The organism is Rhizobium gallicum bv. gallicum R602sp (genome assembly GCF_000816845.1).
In the GTDB taxonomy this organism is placed as follows: domain Bacteria; phylum Pseudomonadota; class Alphaproteobacteria; order Rhizobiales; family Rhizobiaceae; genus Rhizobium; species Rhizobium gallicum.
Genome location: NZ_CP006879.1, coordinates 390,830 through 407,791 on the forward strand (window position 1 = coordinate 390,830; position 16,962 = coordinate 407,791).

General features: G+C 58.8%; 11 protein-coding genes and 11 pseudogenes. 2 read left to right on the forward strand and 20 right to left on the reverse strand.

What is annotated here, in order from left to right; genetic code table 11:
* Nucleotides 1-166: 166 nt before the first annotated feature.
* From RGR602_RS35010 to RGR602_RS22815, 4 genes and pseudogenes are all read right to left on the reverse strand, one after another.
* Nucleotides 167-418, reverse strand: a complete 252-nt coding sequence (locus tag RGR602_RS35010) for a hypothetical protein (protein WP_133941929.1) — start codon at nucleotides 416-418, stop codon at nucleotides 167-169.
* Nucleotides 419-820: 402 nt separating this feature from the next.
* A pseudogene (locus RGR602_RS39475) lies at nucleotides 821-1,168 on the reverse strand (hypothetical protein); the annotation flags it as partial.
* A gap of 17 nt (nucleotides 1,169-1,185) precedes the next feature.
* Nucleotides 1,186-1,716: pseudogene (locus tag RGR602_RS39855) on the reverse strand (hypothetical protein).
* 143 nt (nucleotides 1,717-1,859) lie between these two features.
* Complete coding sequence (locus tag RGR602_RS22815) at nucleotides 1,860-2,705, reverse strand: LuxR family transcriptional regulator (protein ID WP_082046648.1); 846 nt, start codon at nucleotides 2,703-2,705, stop codon at nucleotides 1,860-1,862.
* Between the two features lie 1,250 nt (nucleotides 2,706-3,955).
* On the opposite strand from RGR602_RS22815, the gene RGR602_RS22820 reads away from it, so the two are divergent.
* Both RGR602_RS22820 and RGR602_RS36220 read left to right on the forward strand, forming a co-directional pair.
* Nucleotides 3,956-5,185: an ATP-grasp domain-containing protein gene (locus tag RGR602_RS22820; protein ID WP_040114344.1), complete on the forward strand. Its 1,230-nt coding sequence runs from the start codon at nucleotides 3,956-3,958 to the stop codon at nucleotides 5,183-5,185.
* A 75-nt stretch (nucleotides 5,186-5,260) separates the two neighbouring features.
* Nucleotides 5,261-5,769 (forward strand): annotated as a pseudogene (locus RGR602_RS36220) (transposase); the annotation flags it as partial.
* Here the strand turns inward: RGR602_RS36220 and RGR602_RS38680 are convergent.
* The 16 genes and pseudogenes from RGR602_RS38680 to RGR602_RS39290 all read right to left on the reverse strand — a co-directional run.
* Nucleotides 5,723-5,868, reverse strand: a pseudogene (locus RGR602_RS38680) (AAA family ATPase); the annotation flags it as partial. The pseudogenes RGR602_RS36220 and RGR602_RS38680 overlap by 47 nt on opposite strands.
* A gap of 238 nt (nucleotides 5,869-6,106) precedes the next feature.
* A pseudogene (locus RGR602_RS39480) lies at nucleotides 6,107-6,445 on the reverse strand (IS66 family transposase); the annotation flags it as partial.
* Nucleotides 6,446-6,725: 280 nt separating this feature from the next.
* Complete coding sequence (locus RGR602_RS22830; RefSeq protein ID WP_040114346.1) at nucleotides 6,726-7,763, reverse strand: IS110 family RNA-guided transposase; 1,038 nt, start codon at nucleotides 7,761-7,763, stop codon at nucleotides 6,726-6,728.
* A 64-nt stretch (nucleotides 7,764-7,827) separates the two neighbouring features.
* Nucleotides 7,828-8,697 (reverse strand): annotated as a pseudogene (locus RGR602_RS36230) (transposase); the annotation flags it as partial.
* 169 nt (nucleotides 8,698-8,866) lie between these two features.
* Nucleotides 8,867-9,088 (reverse strand): annotated as a pseudogene (gene tnpB / locus RGR602_RS39860) (IS66 family insertion sequence element accessory protein TnpB); the annotation flags it as partial.
* Between the two features lie 107 nt (nucleotides 9,089-9,195).
* Nucleotides 9,196-10,763, reverse strand: a pseudogene (gene tnpC, locus RGR602_RS22845) (IS66 family transposase).
* Between the two features lie 53 nt (nucleotides 10,764-10,816).
* Nucleotides 10,817-11,170, reverse strand: a complete 354-nt coding sequence (tnpB, locus tag RGR602_RS22850) for an IS66 family insertion sequence element accessory protein TnpB (protein WP_040114347.1) — start codon at nucleotides 11,168-11,170, stop codon at nucleotides 10,817-10,819.
* A pseudogene (gene tnpA / locus RGR602_RS36235) lies at nucleotides 11,151-11,617 on the reverse strand (IS66-like element accessory protein TnpA). Before tnpA ends, tnpB (RGR602_RS22850) begins: the two are co-directional and overlap by 20 nt.
* Before the next feature lie 366 nt (nucleotides 11,618-11,983).
* Nucleotides 11,984-13,547 (reverse strand): annotated as a pseudogene (tnpC, locus tag RGR602_RS22855) (IS66 family transposase).
* A 73-nt stretch (nucleotides 13,548-13,620) separates the two neighbouring features.
* A complete protein-coding gene (gene tnpB / locus RGR602_RS22860; protein WP_082046651.1) occupies nucleotides 13,621-13,884 on the reverse strand; it encodes an IS66 family insertion sequence element accessory protein TnpB in 264 nt (87 codons plus the stop codon).
* A complete protein-coding gene (locus tag RGR602_RS38690) occupies nucleotides 13,853-14,146 on the reverse strand; it encodes a helix-turn-helix domain-containing protein (protein WP_223844078.1) in 294 nt (97 codons plus the stop codon). Before RGR602_RS38690 ends, tnpB (RGR602_RS22860) begins: the two co-directional genes overlap by 32 nt.
* Nucleotides 14,131-15,219 (reverse strand): recombinase zinc beta ribbon domain-containing protein, encoded by a 1,089-nt coding sequence (locus RGR602_RS38695; protein WP_223844051.1) that lies wholly within the window; start codon nucleotides 15,217-15,219, stop codon nucleotides 14,131-14,133. Before RGR602_RS38695 ends, RGR602_RS38690 begins: the two co-directional genes overlap by 16 nt.
* Nucleotides 15,110-15,937 (reverse strand): recombinase family protein, encoded by an 828-nt coding sequence (locus tag RGR602_RS38700; RefSeq protein WP_040114348.1) that lies wholly within the window; start codon nucleotides 15,935-15,937, stop codon nucleotides 15,110-15,112. Before RGR602_RS38700 ends, RGR602_RS38695 begins: the two co-directional genes overlap by 110 nt.
* The gene (locus RGR602_RS36245) at nucleotides 15,934-16,467 is read right to left on the reverse strand and encodes a hypothetical protein (RefSeq protein ID WP_223844052.1); all 534 of its coding nucleotides are present in this window, start codon (nucleotides 16,465-16,467) and stop codon (nucleotides 15,934-15,936) included. Before RGR602_RS36245 ends, RGR602_RS38700 begins: the two co-directional genes overlap by 4 nt.
* A 7-nt stretch (nucleotides 16,468-16,474) precedes the next feature.
* Nucleotides 16,475-16,564: pseudogene (locus RGR602_RS39865) on the reverse strand (hypothetical protein); the annotation flags it as partial.
* Complete coding sequence (locus RGR602_RS39290) at nucleotides 16,561-16,692, reverse strand: hypothetical protein (RefSeq protein ID WP_267285105.1); 132 nt, start codon at nucleotides 16,690-16,692, stop codon at nucleotides 16,561-16,563. The pseudogene RGR602_RS39865 and the gene RGR602_RS39290, both read right to left, overlap by 4 nt.
* Between the last annotated feature and the right edge of the window lie 270 nt (nucleotides 16,693-16,962).

The following is a 16,962-nucleotide window of genomic DNA, read 5'->3' on the forward strand; positions in this document are numbered from 1 at the left end:
CCGATAGGTCTCGGGGTCCTCCACGATCTCGAACATGCGGCGCACATTGTGCCCAACCACATCCGTATTGTCGAAGATATTGCCATAAGCAGAAGCAACTTCTCCCAACCCATCAGGCAATTTACTAGATGCATACTTCATGAGAATACGCGCGGCTCTTTCTCTATTAGGAGCTGAGGCCAGCCCCCTGCACCGTGCCCTCAGCGTCAACCTTGCGAAGCCCGTAATAAACCGCCTGAACCATCCATCTTCGGATCGTCGAGCGCTTTGGCGGGATGTAGCGATCCTTGTCACGATTGGCGAGGAAGTCGATGAATTTGCCGAGATCGTCCGGAATATTCGGGTGGGGATCCAATTCGACCATAGAAAGGAAGCGCTGTGGCGGCGCCGAGAAGTCACCCTTCCTGGCTGTGTTCAATGCATTGCAGTCGATCCACAAAGAAAACAGGCCGGCGCCCCACTGTCCGAAAGGATTGGACTCCCAAAGCTTTTTCTCGAACCTTCCCGCGATGGCCCGATTTTGCAAAGACCTTCCGGCGGGACGAAATATAACTGACTTCCATTGGGCGTCGTTGCGAACTCGTGCATCGGGGGAACGCCCGGAGTCGTGGGCGGCGGCAAGCCGGAAGGATCGAAATTGAAGGTGACCTCTCCCTTGAGCCCAAGACCGGAGGCGAGGGCCTAACAACAGGGCGCTTCGGCAGCCTCCGAGATCAAGGAGGCGATCGAATCTTGTTTCACCCCGCCGCTCGGGGCGACGGAAAAGGTGCCGTTTCGGCGATGCTGATTTGGCGAACCCGATAATCCGATCGATCGGCTAAGCGTCAGGTGCCATCTTGACTGAGGTCATGCAGGCGACGCCCGGCCCTGCCCCGGCTTTGTCACATTGCCCGAGCGCGAGGGAGATCTTCGGCAGATTATTTCGGTCCCAACCCAAGGGAGACGCCGCGTGCGCTTTGCGATAGGCAGCTTGTGCTTCGGCTTCCGACGGCGCTTCAACGGTCGGGATCGGGCAGAGGGATGGATCAGCGGAAATGGCTGCGACCAATTTGGCTTTCGAGATGGCCTGAGCCTCAAACTTTGGTTCTGACGTAGCAAGATAAGTGCCTCCGGCGCCGGCGGCTATTCCGAGGGTCGCTGCGATCGCGATAATGACGTTCTGGTGCATGGCATCTTCCTTTGATGCTAGGTGCGGAGATTGAACCAGAAGCGTTCTTTGACGCCCTTGTCATTGGGAATGTCGAAGAACCAAGGATTCGCTCGCCGCGGCCGGGGAGACGTTACTTGGACCTTGCAGCCGTTGTAATTGTTGTCACGATTCCAGAAGTGGTCATTGTTGCTGCCGCTGCGGATAACCGTAACCGTGGTATGATTGCGCTGGTTGGCTTCCTCATCACCATAAAGGCGGTTGTACTCATCGCGATTCTCGCATCTGTCAACGATGCGGGCGCATTGATCCTCTTCGTTACGGCGCAAGCTGTTGTCGTCACCATCCTTGCTCGAGGTCGGACGGGATCCTGCAGGGCAGTCTTCAAACTCTTGCCTGCCTGGCTACCGGCCTTCGCCTCGTGGGAAACCGGCCAATCAAATCCCGGCTTTGCCATTGCGCTGATGAGCTTCTTCATCGGCGGAACGCAATAGGAAACGCCTTGCCAGGACGGATCTTGAGAAGGCAGCGCAAAGGAGAATCTGGCAGGTGACTCGGCCTCGATCCACTTAGGTTGGCCGTGCCCAACTCCCGGGGCAGGCGAACAGCCGGCCAGGCAATAGTAACCGAGTAGAAAAAAGGCCACTGGTCCAGTTCACAGACAGCATCACGCTCCTACACATAAGTTTGTTGGACTGTTGGACTCCGCTTATTACAATTCGATAATCCCGAATTCTACTGCTTTTAGAGCAGCAACCGTTCTGCTAGCAGCATCCAATTTTCGCATCACGTTTTTCATGTGGAAATTGACGGTATTTTTGGATATGCCCAGAATGGTTCCTATATCCCACGATGATTTTCCCCTTGCCACCCATAGCATACACTCCTTCTCTCTTATAGAAAGGCTAGGAGCACTCTCGATGCGACTCGATTTCAACCAGTTGTCAACCCTTTGATGGAAATGTAACGCGGCAAGTTCCAAGTAGGGTGTTGTCTGTTTTTGGAATTGGCGGTCCCATGATTGGGCAAAGCTCATGACCGCAAAGCTGCCATCGGGGCCGTGCAGTGGAACACTCAAGCCCGATCTTAAGCCGAACGTCGCAGCCTCGTCGAAAAATCGTCGTTCGATTTCAGTCGTGCTTTCGTCGTTGTACACCTCGCTCCAAGGAAAGGCGCCGGTCCGCTTTCGACTCTTCTTGATTATGGGGTCTATAAAGGCATAACCCATTTCGAAATAGCGCTTTTGCCATTCCTCAGGATAATTCAGCATGACCCCCGGACCAGATTGAACTGGCTTCAAAACCCTCTGGTTAGGTGTAAGAGAACCATAGGCGATCCACGGGCAATCAAAGTTCAAAGCAAAAGCAGACAAGAGGTCGAACAACTCTTCGCATTCGTTGACACCTTCGGCCTGGTCGAGAAATCGGCCCAACGCGAGCGCGAACGCCGCTGTGGCTGCCTCGCGGAAACGCATAGACGGGAGCAAGGCAAATCGATCGGACACTCTGGTGGTCGGCCTTCGAGCTTGAGGGACGTCAGTCTTCCGCGGGCGTTCCATAGGCTCTCCTTAGCTGCGCTGCATGTTTTCACTGGTGCACAAAGCTTCCCGCTATGTCAGTCACCCTTGTCGGTGAGCCCGCATTGCTGACCGCACTATCAATACAGATCTGAGGCAACCCTGATATGACTCAGGTCTGCGGCGCCTGGGTAGCGACGACAGCGTTACAAAAGTCGTGCCAGCTTTCGCCAAACAAGCCTCAAATGTTCTTACTTCATATTTGTCAAAAAGTTAGAACAGGGTGGCGGCTGAGCAGATCGAACACGACCTTCTCTCGGACTCGCCTGAACCCGACAGTAGGTGTCGGTTGCGTGCAAAATCGGCCGTTACTTCGAAAGCCCGCGAATTTGTCCCTACGGTTCAGCGTGGAGGCGGTTGACCTGGGGATCGGAGAACTGTGCGACAGCTTTCTCGATCGGTCCGCGTCCATCGACGACAGGATCTCCCGCTCAATGTCGAACAAGGCATCGATTGACCCGCCGCGAGCCAAATGAGATATCACTACCGCTTGTCGCAAAGCATTGCGACGTTGACAGGGATGAATAACTTGCGACGCGACCAAGATCGTCGTCCACCGTCTCAATGCGAGACCACGAGTACCGAGGCGCTGCTTTCGCGATTGTGCAGAACCTGGTGGACCGGCGCTGGAGAGGCCGCAACGGAAAACAGCCTCTCCCTTCACGAGCACGTCATGGATACGAACAGTCGCCCAGGCCACGAATGCCACGGATGGAACCTGGGTCCCGTGGGGTGTTGTGTTGCCACGTTGTGCAACTATGCCGGTCGCACTCGTCGCTCGGGTACCGCACCCGGAGCGCTATGCACGGCCGCCGCAAACGCGCCAGCAGGCGGATCGAGAACCGACACTCTGATTTGCCGTTGGATGAACGTACCTGTGGCAGGTCAGCCAGGCCTCGAATGCATCGCAATGCCGTCCAAGCAGTCGGAACGTGCAAATTCCGAGGCAATCCGCCCCTGATTCCGAAATGATCTCGCCCCCATCGGAGGCCCTCTTTCATGGTTCCATCGCAACCATTCTGGCACATCGATGCCTTCGAGTGGGGGCGTCAACCCCATCGCCTACGTCGAACTGACCGTTCGCGTCGGCGATCTCTTCGCCCTCTCGCAGCCTGCCGCGGATCGTGTGTGCCACTATCAAGGAAGGTAGCTGGTTTCGAGTTAAACGGCGAGGTTATTTTTACTCACGTCTAGCTGATGGTGCAGACGGAACACACCAATGGAGGCGGATAATGGCAAGTAGTGCGCTCATCCTGCTTGAAGGCCATACAAGGGGTGTTGGTCTACTTTACGTCCAAGCCGCCAAGCGGCTTGGTCTTCATCCGATCAACTTCGCGGCTGATCCAACTATGTATGACTATCTTGCAGCGGAAAACATCGAGACAATCCGCATCGACACAGGCGACCTCAATGCGCTGATCCGCGAATGCTCCCGGCTACGTGCCATCTATGACATTGCTGGCATTACGAGCAGTGAGGAGGACGTCTATGCGACAGTTGCCAAGCTCTGTCGGCATTTTGATCTACCGGGCCCGAACCCGGCTTCAATCGAACGATGCTGCGACAAGTTCACCCAACGTCAGCTCCTGAAGGAGGCCGGCGTCCCAATACCTGCTTATCGCTTAGCAGCGAAAGCGACGGACGTGGAAAGCGCTGCCGCGGAAATTGGTCTGCCGGTGATTCTCAAGCCGGCCGTCGGCTGCGGCAGCCGCGGTGTCCGGTTGTGCCGCACCGTCTATGATTTGCGTGACCACACGACCTATCTATTGGACGGCAAGCACAAATGGAAGACTCCGCCGAGGATACTGGTCGAAGAATTCGCAGAGGGCCCGCATTATAGCGCTAACATCATGGGGAATGAGGTCGTTGGAATTGCCGCCGCTGACTTTGGCCCCCCACCGCATTTCGTCTATCACGAGTTTACCCTTCCGGCCGGGCTAACAGATGAAGAGCATGAGCGTGCCGCCGATGTTTCCCTGAGCTGCTTGCCAGCTCTAGGTCTTGGCTGGGGGCCAACGAACGTTGAACTTCGGTGGACGAAGCGTGGCCCACTAGTCATTGAAGTCAATCCGCGGCTTTCTGGCACCCCCGATCCTCAACTGGTTCACTTGGCTTACGGTGTCGACCTCATCACCGAGCACGTGAAGCTCGTCATCGGCGATGAATGTAATTTGCGCAGAAGGCATTCGCACACTGCGGCCGCGCGGATCCTAGTTCCTGACCGGGACGGCACTCTCGACTGGATCGGTGGCGACAGTCGGGCGGCTGCTGTAACCGGGATTGCCGAGGTCAAATTGTATGTTGAACCAGAAACGCCGATCATCCGGAAGGGCGATACCCGAGATTGGATCGGACATGTCATCGCCGCTTCGCCTGGCGTCGCTGAGACCGGGGCGATACTTCAGCGTGCCGTTGACTTAATCGGCTGGTCGATCACACCATTCCCGCCGCTTAGCGAATAGCAACAATCGCCGGCGCGTCCATGCAGCTGACCTCGAGGCAGGTATTTCACTTGGGCAGCTTGCGCTCGATATGGCTCCAATGGTTTGGCGCATGTCGCGGAGATCGGGCCTTTTCGGGAGGTGCGGGTGAAAGGGTTCGACAGCATGTTGACCCGCACGCTGGTCGCGACGCGAATTCGGCTGGTTCGGATCACCACCGAGCTTTCCAACCAGATCCGCGGCATCATGAAGACGTCGGTCTCGTCGTTCGGCCGAAAGGGAAGCACCTTCGAGGACAACGTCCAACGCCTTCTTTTCGATCAGGATGGGCTTGCATCGGTCGTGCTGCCGACGCTGGAAGCCTGGCACAGTATCTGCATCCGCGCCATCCGCGCCGCCGAACTTGGCCGGCAGCTCGTCCAGAGGCGCGCCAGAGCCAGGCCCGCCGTATCCTCATGTCGATTCCGGGTGTCGGAGCGATCACCGCAACCTCCTTCACCACAGCTATTGAGGACCGGGACAACTTCAGGAAGTCCGATCCGTTGGCGAGCAGGCTGTGCGCTGCCTGGCGGCTCGCGCTCTGGACTCGAAGCGCTTCTGACGGCGCGTTGTCGCCTCCGTTCGAGAAGGAGGGCAAGCCATTCGCCGTGCTCGAGAGCTCTTGCCTCCGGACGCGTGTCCAGTTCCTGGAAAGCGCTTGCCATGCCGGAAAGACAGAGTTCGCGCAGATGTCGAGTCTTCTTAATGAAAGTAGCCGGCGCCACGAAGATTGGCGTGCTCACCGACGGCGGCAGCTTCGGCGGTGTGCCCGGACGCCTTGTGGGTTTTGATGAGGGCGGTGATGCTTTTCCAGTCCAGGTCGCCGATCTCGAGCCCGGGCTGAGACAGCTTCCGCCTGCGCCGTGTCGATCGCCTGGTAGAGCTTGAGAACGCCGAGGCGCAGCGGCGCATGTAGTCGGCCTGTGGTTCGCCGTCATCGGGCTCTTCGTCCCGCACCTGCCTTTCAATCCGGTAGAGCTGGTCGAAGAACTTAAGGGCCTGCGCCGGCGGCCCGCCGGGTTTCTTCCTCGCCTTGAGGGCGTCGACAAAGCGCCGCCTAGCGTGGGCCATGCAGCCGATATGCGTGGCCCCTTTCAACGTCCGCCAAGCCGAGTAGCCGTCGCTCATCAGGATGCCGCGATAGTTGTCGAGGAAGGCTTGCGGGTGTTCCTGCCCGCGCCCGGGCTGATAATCGAACAGCACAATTGGCTGTTCGCTGCCCTCGCCGCTGCGATAGGCATACGTGGACGGCCCCCCTGCTCGCAAGATATTTTTGAGATGATTTTGACCGCATCGCTTGCGTCCATACGTCCGGCCTGTTGTTGCGCTCGCACATGAACGCTGGCCAAGATGGTTTCCGCAACGTGAGCCCCAAACACATACACGACCTTGTAGAAGGCCATGGGCCTATACGGAGTGTCTCACGTCGTGGATCGATTGATCACACCATCTGCTCCTATCTTGCAAGTTCTGGCATCAGCACGCGGATTGAAGGACTAGACTTTCTATACGTTGCCGATCTTCATGCGGCGTTGACCATCAGCGCTGGCGCTAACTTTACGTTGTATGTCTCTCCAGACACCATGATCTTCCAGGCGATACGCGCCATCTTGTTGGCGAGGGCGACGGCTGCAAGCTTCGGCGGCTTGCGTTTCAGCAGTTCGGTCAACCATGGAGAAGCCTTGCCAGATCGCCGTGCATGCTGAATGACAGTGGTTGCTCCGACCACCAGCACCGCTCGCAATGCCTCATCGCCTGCTCGCGTGATGCGGCCGAGGCGCAGCTTACCGCCGGTCGAGTGGTCCTTCGGCGTCAACCCAATCCAGGCGGCAAACTGACGGCCGGATCGGAATAGTTCCGGCGCCGGTGTCTTCATGATCAGAAGCGCCGCGCCGATCGGGCCAATGCCGGGAATTCTGTTGAGGCGTTTGCTGCGTTCATCGGTACGCTGCCATGCCTTGAGCTTCGCATCCACGTCGGCAATCTTCTCTTCCAGTTGCGCGTATTCCTCTGCCTGACTCGCGAACAATTCCCGTGCCAATTCCGGCACCGTCGCGTCGGCCTGTATCCGTTCAAGAAGCAAAGGAATATGGGCCAGGCCCTTGGCGGCGGAAATGCCGAATTCAGCGGCATAGCCGCGGATAGCATTGGCGAGTTGGGTACGGTTGCGGATCAAACGACCCCGGACGCCGACCACCATGAGGGCCGCTTGCTCATCGACCGTCTTGACCGGCACAAACCGCATCGTCGGACGGCTCATCGCCTCGCACAGCGCCTCAGCGTCAGCGGCGTCGTTCTTACTCCGCTTGACGTAAGGCTTCACGAGCTGCGGCGCGATCATTTTCACCTCATGCCCGAGCGAGGTCAGCAGCCGAGCCCAGTGATGGGAACCGCCACAAGCTTCGATGGCGATCACGGTTGGCGGGCAGGTCGTCAAGAAATCTATCGATTCCTTGCGGCGCATTTTCTTGCGCAAGACCGGCTTCTCGGCGGCGTTCACGCCATGCAGTTGAAAGACATGCTTTGACGTATCGATGCCGATACGAGTAATCTTGTCCACGGACGGCTCCCTTTGTTTGAGATCTTAACGACTCACTCTGGCACGTTTCGATGCCGTTCGGGGGCCGTCCACCCCAACACATATACGACGTGCTGGTAGCTTCTTTGCCCGCTTCCTTCAGCACCTGAACCGTGGTCTCGTCGCCATGGATGACGGTCTGGGACTGGAGTCGCGATTTCAGCACATTATAGATACGATACAGGTGTTTCTCGCTCGAACCGATCACCCATTGGTCCAAAGCGCCGCGACTGACCGGAACCCCGGCGCGCTCAAAGACCTGCGACAAACGATAGAGCGGCGTGCCGTCGACATATTTATGAACGAGCGCGAAGGCCAGCGTCGAAGCGGTGGCGATGCTGCCTGGAAGGCAGCTGCTTCGGCATCGGCGCGATGACAACAGGCGTGTTGATGCCGGTGCGGTCGAGTTTCGGCACGAATATTTGGCCCGGGCATTCTGCAGAACCGTGGCCTTCACCTCGATGTGAAGCTGCTTGGTAACGAGCTCGCCCATCCGATGCAGCGGGTGGCTGCAGCACGGACAGACCTTCTGGTCGTCGGCAAGGTCATATTCGACGCCCTGGCGCGGCAGGTTCTCCGGCAGCGGTCTGCGGCCGGGTTTCTTGCCTTCCGGCTTTTTTCGGTGTCCGGCAGTCCTGTGTGCGGATGATCAACGGCATCGGCCTCATCGATGTCGTCGCTGTCCTCATCCCCCTCAAGGGCGCTCTGCTCGGCTTCGTTGAAGAGGCGATCCATATGCTTTTCGCTGCGCGGCGCAAAACGATGCAACTGCGCGAGAGCCAGTTCTTCTTCAAGCTTGAAGACGCGCTGCGCAAGGGCTTCCCTCTCGACCTTCAGCGCGGCGATTTCGGCAGCATTAGCCGCCAAAAGCCAAAAGCGCCATCAATTCCGCATCAGGGGTGCCGGCTCGAGTCATTATAGTCTTGAATCTGAGCCGTTCCCTTAGGTCAACGGCAAAGTTCAGCCGACAAATTCATATTGCCGCACCGGATGGCGCACCATCGCGTCGAGATCAATGCCGTCGAGCAACCAGTGCAGTTGCTCGGCATCGAGCGGCACCACCGTCTCCTGCCGCCGCACCAGCGGAACTTGTCTTCCGTCAGCGCCTTCAACACCAGCACAAAGCCCGACCTATCGAAGAACAGCAACCAGGTGCGGCGGCGATTGCAGAAGGCAAACACCGCGCGCTCAAACGGATTGAGGCCAATAGACTGCTCGACCAGGATCGCAAGACTACTGATCCCGGCGCGAAAGTCGATCGGCTCCCGGTGGAGATAGACGCGCAGATCATCAGCCAGCCGGAACATCGCAACGCCCCAACGCTTCGATCATCGCCGACAGAACCGTAAGCGCGATTTTCCCCGCACGTTGACGCCGCCTTTCGGCGTTTGATTTAGGAAAGCGTAGCGCTGGATCAGGCGGCAGTGGCAGTTTTGGGGAAGTTGAAGGGCAGCAGGTCGGTGGTATCGGCGTCGTCGGCGCGCTGAGGCAATTCGGTGAGGACGTGGCGCAACCAGGCTAACGGCTCGACGCGCGAGGCGCGGCAGGTCAGCATCAGGCTGTAGACTACGGCACTGGCCTTGGCTCCATCCACGGTGTCGCTGAACAGCCAACTCTTTCTGCCAGTGGCAAAGATTTTGATATCGCGTTCGAGAAGGTTGTTGTCGATCGGCATCCTGCCGTCTTCGGCGTAGCGCGTCAGATATTCCCATTGGTTCCGAGTGTAGGATACGGCATAGCCAAGCTTGCTGTCCGGCCTTCGGGGCGATTTTATCGAGCCATTCCTTGAGGGCGTTCAGGACGGGGATGCTATGTTGCTGGCGGAAGCGGCGAATGCATTGATCTGGCGTTTCGCCTCTGTCCGGTTTTTCGTCCCGCGCCTGCCTTTCAACCCGGTAGAGCTGTTCGAAGAACCGGAGCGCCTGCTCCGGCGGACCGCCGCCCTTCTTCCTCGCCTTGAGGGCATCGACAAAGCGCCGCCTCGAATGGCCATGCATCCAATATGGGTTGCGCCCTCCAGTGTGCGCCAGGCGGAATAGCCGTCGCTTATCACTATACCGCGGTAATCGGCGAGAAAGGCCTGCGGGTCTATCTGGCCGCGGCCCGGCTGATAATCGAGAAGCACGATCGGCTCGTCACTGTCCTCGCCACTCCGATATGCCCACATATACGATGTGCTGGTGGCCTCCCTATCCTTTCCTTCAGGACCTGAACCGTCGTCTCGTCGCCATGAATGAGGGGCTGTGATCTGAGCCGCAGTTTCAGTGCGTCATAGATGCGATGCAGATGCTTCTCGCTCGAGCCGATCACCCAGTGACCCAGAGCGCCTCGGCTGACAGGAACACCGGCGCGTTCGAAGGCCTGCGCCAGACGGTAGAGCGGTGTGCCGTCGACGTATTTGTGAACAAGAGCAAAGGCCAGCGTCGAGGCCGTAGCGATGCTGCCCGGCAAGGGCTGCGTCGGCATCGGCGCGGTCACAACAGGCGTGTTGATCCCGGTGCGGTCGCAATGACGGCAAGCATATTTGAACCGCACATTTTGTAGGACCTTAGCCTTCACCTCGATATGAAGTTGCTCGGTAACGGTCTCGCCCATGCGGTGCATTTGGCCGCGGCAGCAAGGACAAGCCTTCTGATCGTCGGGAAGGTCATACTCGACGCGCTCGCGCGGCAGATTTTGCGGCAAGGCCTTGCGGCCGCGCTTCTTTCCCGTCGCCCCTTCTGTCGCCGGCAAGCCCGTGTCTGGCAGGGCAACGACATCGCCATCTTCGTTGTCGGCGGCGTCCTCATCAGCGGCCTGTTCAGCTTCATTGGAGAGGCGGTCAATTTGCTTTTCACTCTTCGGCGCAAAACGATGCAGTCGTGCAAGCGCCAGCTCTTCCTCGAGTTTGACGACGCGCTCTGTGAGCTGACGGTTCTCCGCCTGCAGCGCAGCAATACGCGCCATCAACTCTTCAACAGTCGGTTCGCCGGTTCGATTCATCGTAGTTTTGAATCTGAACCGTACCGCCGCGTCAACCGCAGAATTCGCCGCCGTCAGCCAGCAACCTGATATTGCCGCACCGGATGGCGAACCATCGCATCGATATCGATGCCGTCGAGAATCCAGTGCAATTGCTCCGTCGTCAGCCGCATCACCGTTTCCTGACGCCGGGGCCAGCGGAACTTGTCCTCGGTCAACCGCTTCAGGACCAGCACAAAGCCCGATCGGTCGAAGAACAAGAGCTTCATCCGATCGCGATGGCGATTGCAGAAGGCAAAAACCGCTGGAGCAAACGGATCGAGTGCCATCGTCTCCTGGACCAGAACCGCAAGGCTGTTGATACCAGCCCGAAAGTCGATCGGTTCGCGATGCAGGTAGACCTGAAGGTCAGCGCCCAGTCTGAACATGACCCAGTGCTCCCATGATCGCCCTCAATGCATCCACATCACAGCATTCTAGCGTCAACTTCACGCCGTTCGGCAGTGACGCGCTCACCTTGGCTGGAGAGGAAAAAGGCGCAGCCCTTTTGACCCACGCACTCCATCGCAAGTCCCCGGCACATCCACCGCAGCCATGCTGCTCTGTCGCAGCAAGGCCCGATCGGAAGTGCTTTCAATCTGAACCGGGATAAACGCCGGTGATGAGGACGGCGGAAGGGACTGGGTCTCCGTGCGTTTCTTCATCCACTTCCGAAGAAGGTTCGCATTGACCCCATGTTCGAGCGCAAGCTTCGATACCGACACTCCAGGCTCAAGGCAGGCCGTGACAGGACGGTCCTTCGATGCCGGGTCGTAACGGCGTCGCCCGTCCCGACCAACAAGCCTTACCCGTAGTTTCTGATCATCGTCTTCCATCACAAGGTGTCCACCTATTTTGGTGGACATCTAATGCATCAGAGCACTCAACAGCAAAAGGTGCCGGGAAATTCGCGCTTACACAGAACCTGAGCATCCGCATCTTCAAGCTCAGCCGTACACCGTTCGGCAGCGACGCCTTCAGCCGCACCCGTGGCGATGTCGGCCGAGCCGACGGAGCCGGCGGTCGCGCAATCGGCGCGGCCTCAACAACCGGAACAAAGGCCGACGGCGCGCAAGGCATTAGTGGTCAACGCGTTCTCCGCCTGCCGGCGCGGACGCAGCCTGATCCAGTTGCGCAACTGATTGGCGTTCACCCCGTACTCGAGCGCAAGCCCTGCAACGTAAGCGGCAAGGCGAGGCCGTTCAGGCGGCGTAGTTCCACGGCATGAGTGCGTCGATTTCGCTGCTCGGCCAGCCATTGGCGATGCGCTCGAGGGTCTGGGTGAGCCAGGCAAGCGGATGACGTTGTTCATCTTTGCCGTCTGCACCAGCGTGGCGATGGTTGCCCAGCTCCTGCCGCCGCCGTCGCTGCCGGCGAAGAGCGAGTTCTTGCGTTTGCTCGCTCGACGATGTTGGAGTCGAGTTCGATGCGGCCGTCGGTGAGGAAGCGTTCGAAGATGGCGCGACGCGAGATGGCATAGCGGAGCGCCTCGGCCAGTTTCGATTTGCCGGAGATGCGCGGCAGGGTTTGCTGCCAGAGGGCGAAGAGGTCCGCGACGACTGCTGCAGAAGCCTCTTGGCGCGCCGCGGCACGGGCATCGGGACCTTGGCCGCGCACGGTCTCTTCGATCTGCCAGAGCGTGGCCATCTTCTCCACCGTCGCCGTTGCAACCTTTGAGCTTTCGCTGGCATGAAGCTCGTAGAACTTCCGCCGACTGTGTGCCCAGCAGCCTGCTAGCAAAACGCCGTCATGGCCGCGATCGGCGCGGACCAGCTTGTTGTAAGCGGCATAGCCGTCGACTTGGAGAATGCCGCGGTAGCGGTTCAGATGCCGGGCGACACACTCGCCGGCTCTACTATCCTCGAAGCGATAGGCCACCATCGGCGGACCACTGCCTCCGAAGGTCCGGTCATCCCTGGCATAGGCCCAAAGCCAGGCCGTCTTTGTCGATCCGGATCCAGGAGCGAGGGTCGGCAAAGTGGCTCGTCGGCGAAGATCCGCTCCCCCTTCTTGATCTCATCAAAGAGGTAGTCGGAGAGGATCTCGAGCTCGAACCCGAGCTTGCCCATCCATTGCGCCATCAGCTTGCGGTCGAGCTCGACCTTGTCGCAGGCGTAGATCGCCTCCTGCCGATAGAGTGGCAGGCCATCGGCATATTTGGAGACAGCGATCTGGGCCAGAAGCGCTTCCGTCGGAATGCCGCCCTCGATGATGTGTGCCGACGCCGATGCCTGGATGACGCCGTCCTCATTTTTGAGGCATACTTCGGCCGGCGATGACGCGGAACTTCGCCGGCACCACATCCAGCCGCTCCGACACGTCCTCGCCGATCAGCACCTTCTGCTTGCCGACATGTTCCGGCAGATCTTCAGGCTCGAGGACCACTTCGACCCGCTCCAGATGCGGTGCGAAGCCCTTGCGCGGCCGCGGCGGACGTTTGCCTTCTGAGCGCTCGCGGCCTTTGTTGACCTGTGCCTTGATCGCGGCGATGCCGGTCTCGATCTCCTCGAAGACAAAGGCCTGCTGCTCGTCGTCAGTGGTGGGGGAGCCGAGCTTTTCCGATCGGCGGCCGAAGCGGGCACGATCGAAGGCCTTCAGGATCTGCGTCAGCCGCTCGATGCGCTCATCGGCATCGGCATTGCGCGCCTTGAGATCAGCGATTTCGCTCTCCAGGGCATCGGCCCGCGCCGCCTTCTCGGCCATGGCAAGCACCATGGCTTTCAGCGCGTCAACATCGTCTGGGAGGTTGAGATCGGGCGGCGTCATCGTTTCGACAGAGCACATTTTGCTCCGGTTTTCCTGCCCTTTCAGGCTGCTGATTCACTTCGCCGCAGGGCTTTTACCCAACAATCTCCGGCGGCTTGACCGGCACGGCCCGAACCCGCTTCCAATCCATGCCATCGATGAGCGTCAGAAGCTGAGCATGGTTAAGCTGGATCCGATTATGGCCGATCCGCGGCCAGCAGAACTGCGATTTTTCCAACCGCTTGGCGTAAAGGCAGACGCCAGAGCCGTCCCACCAGACGATCTTGACTCTGTCCGCACAGTGCGCTTCATAATGCATCCCTCTGTTAGAGTCCGGGCAATCGGACAACTTTATCATATTGATAATCCTCGTAAAACTTCGGGCGTCGATCGACGACACCCTGCACCCCTATCCGGACGGCTTCCGAGGATAATGCTTCGACGGGAACCATCCACGGCGAGCCTGGAAGGATTTGCGTTGCGGGTAAAATTCCTCTCTGCACCAGGCTCTTAGCCGATCCGACACAAATGCCGAGTTTCTCCGCCGCTTTCATCAAGCTGATCATCGGTACGTCCACTTTGGTGGCATCGTATTCGGGAATTGCTAGGCGCTCGCGCATGTCGCGGACACGTACGGTCGTCCAACTCTCGCCATCACCGGTCTTGCAGTGCATTCTATTGAGCGACACCGCAAGTTCCCGATCTGGCCATGTCCACCCAGTTTGCGCAGGGCCTCGACTGCCGACGGCGCCATCTCACTCGGATATCTGCCGGTCTTGACGCGCGCGACGCGGACCTCAGTATGACGACCACCGGTCCAATGGATTAATAGCACGGCCTCGTTGGTCGCATTGTCGAGATTGCAGACGATCTCCTGAACCAGGATATGGATAAGCCGCTGTTTCGTTCGAGTATCTGTAGCTGTCGCATTCCATGCGGTCGGCAGATCATGAGCGAGTTGCAGGAGCCGGCCACGATCGATGGCAGGGCGTGCGGCTGACAAGGCGGACAATTCCTTGATCTTCTGCTCAAGCACCTTCACACGCTCCAGCGCATCATTCCATCGCGCTTCCAACTCACGAGCGACATGCCGCTTGGCTGGGTCCACAAGCTCATACCTGCGACTGGCCAGCAGGGCGTCGTAGCGTGCGCCTTCGAGGTCCCGCTCGATTGCCGCAATGATGTCTCTTTGGGACCGCTCGACTTGATCGGAGGCGAATATTGCCGCTTCGACGGCACGATCCGACACCGCTTCCAGAATCTGGAGGGCGACAGCGCGGTCGACCCTGACGCCGCCAATGCCGATACAAAGGCCGACACCCACATGAGCATCATCGCCGCGGCACTGATATCGATGGGCGTTGCCTTTTGCACTGCCGTAAAAGACGCGCATCATTCGGCCACAGCGGCCGCATCGCATCAGTCCCGTCAAAAGAGCACGGCCGCCACGCGCTGATTTGCGATCGCAATTCTTCTTCATGTGCGCGTTCTCAGTCAGGAGCTTGTAGTTCTCCTCATACTCCCGCCAACTGATGTAACCTTGATGATTATCGCGCAGCAGCACGCTCCATTCGCCCCGGGGTTTACGCACCCCAGTGGCCTTGCGAGCGCGACCATCGACGATCCGCGTTCGCTGCGCGCGTCTTCCGAAGGCGTAGGCGCCCGCATAGAGTGGGTTGTGGAGGATCTGCATGACGCTGTGGTAGGCTGGCGCTTTCCAGACTAGTTTGCAGACGTCGACATTGCGCAGGACGACAGGCATCTTGATATCGGCCGACCGCCAAAAAGACCTGTCGTCCGCTTCCCAGTTCCCGGAATTTGGTAAAGACAAGCCTGATCGTCTCAGCTACGTGTTCGTCCGGATCAATCTCTATCTTGCCCACCTCGCTCCAGCACAAGCCCGGAGGCAGCATGAACCTTAGTTCCCCACGTCCGGCCTTGGAATCGCGGGCGGCGATGCCGCGTTGTCGCATCAAGCTAAGCTCGTACTCCGACATCGTGCCTTTCAATCCAAGCAGCAAACGATCGTTGACAAGCCGCGGATCATAGGCGCCGTCCGGATCGATGACCAGCGTACCAGCAAGCGCGCAAAGGTCGATCAGATGATGCCAGTCCCTACCATTGCGCGCCAAGCGTGATGCCTCGATGCAATAGACCGCACCCACATCGCCGGAGCAGACCTGTGCCACAAGCCGTTCGAACCCAGGGCGCTCCATGCTGCCCGAACCGGAACGGCCAAGATCGTCATCGATTACGGTCACCGATGCAAAGCCGGTCGTTGTGGCAGCTCCAGCAAGGTCATACTGCCGACGCTGGCTTTCGAGATTACTGGTGACCTGCGTCATAATCGACTGCCGGACGTAGACCACAGCCGCACGTCCCAGATGGTCAGGCGTGATCTTCGTGTTCATTTACGCCTCCCGTCTTCGTCGTTGTGTTTACCTCCAATGCCTCCAGCAGAAGATCTGCCAACGCCTCCACCAACCCCTTGACGTTCTTGACCGGCACCTGATGATTTTGGCGCTCCAGCTCCAGGACGAGCTGATCGCGATTTTGATGTCGCCTGCTTCGCATCACCCTTCTCCTTCTTCTTTGAAGGACGGGATCTTGCGCCTCCTTTGCGAGTCGCGCCGAACGACGCCAGCGCGGCCGCCAGTTCGTTGAGGCCAGCGATGCTGATCTCAGGCAGCCCTAGCGCCATGGTGGAGCAGTAGCTTTGATCGAACATCCAATTCGGCAATTCGCGGCACAGATCCGGACGCTCATTCGTGTAGATGCAGGTCAAACTCTTGCCGCGTCTAAACGGCGAGACCTGCACCTTCTTCCCGAACAGCGGGTGCCAAGGATAGGCAATCGTCGAAAAGCGAGAAACGTATGCAGAATGTCGGTCGTTGGGCCCGTTTGGCCCGGAAGACGTAAAGCGCACCGTTGAACGGATCATTGCCGGCATCCCGCACCAGCGACAGCAAGCTGTCCGGGCCTTTGCGGAAGTCCACCGGATGACTGGCGAGGAACACCTTCACGCCGGAGGGGATCATGCCGAACGGACCGCCCGGATCACCCGCTGCAAGTGCGCCTCGTCGACATCTGCGCCGGCGCGCACGACAATGTCGCCAAGGACAACCTCGATATGGAAGGTTCTAGTTCCAGAACTAGGCGCAGACATAGAAGCTCACTTCGGCTCACAACGTGCGCTATCGATATCCGACCGCTAACCCCCTACGCCAGACGGGGTCCCCTTGCCGCTTACCCTGCAACCGACACCCCCGGCTCAAAGCATGCATCGATCAAGCGCTCTTCCTCGACCGGATCAAACCGCCGCTTACCATTACGAAGAGGCATTTTCCGCGGCTGCTTCATGTCAAAGTGTCAAAGCGCGGGCAAAGCAGAAGTTCTAAACGAGCCCCCTGAAAAGCCCGACTGCCAACATCTGGGG

Excerpts from the sequence above, each read along its gene's own strand:
- RGR602_RS22815 (WP_082046648.1), bottom strand. The coding sequence starts at position 2,705 with ATGGAACGCCCGCGGAAGACTGACGTCCCTCAAGCTCGAAGGCCGACC.
- RGR602_RS22820 (WP_040114344.1), top strand. The coding sequence starts at position 3,956 with ATGGCAAGTAGTGCGCTCATCCTGCTTGAAGGCCATACAAGGGGTGTT.
- tnpB (WP_040114347.1), bottom strand. The coding sequence starts at position 11,170 with ATGTTCAGACTGGGCGCTGACCTTCAGGTCTACCTGCATCGCGAACCG.
- tnpB (WP_082046651.1), bottom strand. The coding sequence starts at position 13,884 with ATGATAAAGTTGTCCGATTGCCCGGACTCTAACAGAGGGATGCATTAT.
- RGR602_RS38690 (WP_223844078.1), bottom strand. The coding sequence starts at position 14,146 with ATGCGCGAGCGCCTAGCAATTCCCGAATACGATGCCACCAAAGTGGAC.
- RGR602_RS38695 (WP_223844051.1), bottom strand. The coding sequence starts at position 15,219 with ATGCAGATCCTCCACAACCCACTCTATGCGGGCGCCTACGCCTTCGGA.
- RGR602_RS38700 (WP_040114348.1), bottom strand. The coding sequence starts at position 15,937 with ATGAACACGAAGATCACGCCTGACCATCTGGGACGTGCGGCTGTGGTC.
- RGR602_RS36245 (WP_223844052.1), bottom strand. The coding sequence starts at position 16,467 with ATGATCCGTTCAACGGTGCGCTTTACGTCTTCCGGGCCAAACGGGCCC.
- RGR602_RS39290 (WP_267285105.1), bottom strand. The coding sequence starts at position 16,692 with ATGTCTGCGCCTAGTTCTGGAACTAGAACCTTCCATATCGAGGTTGTC.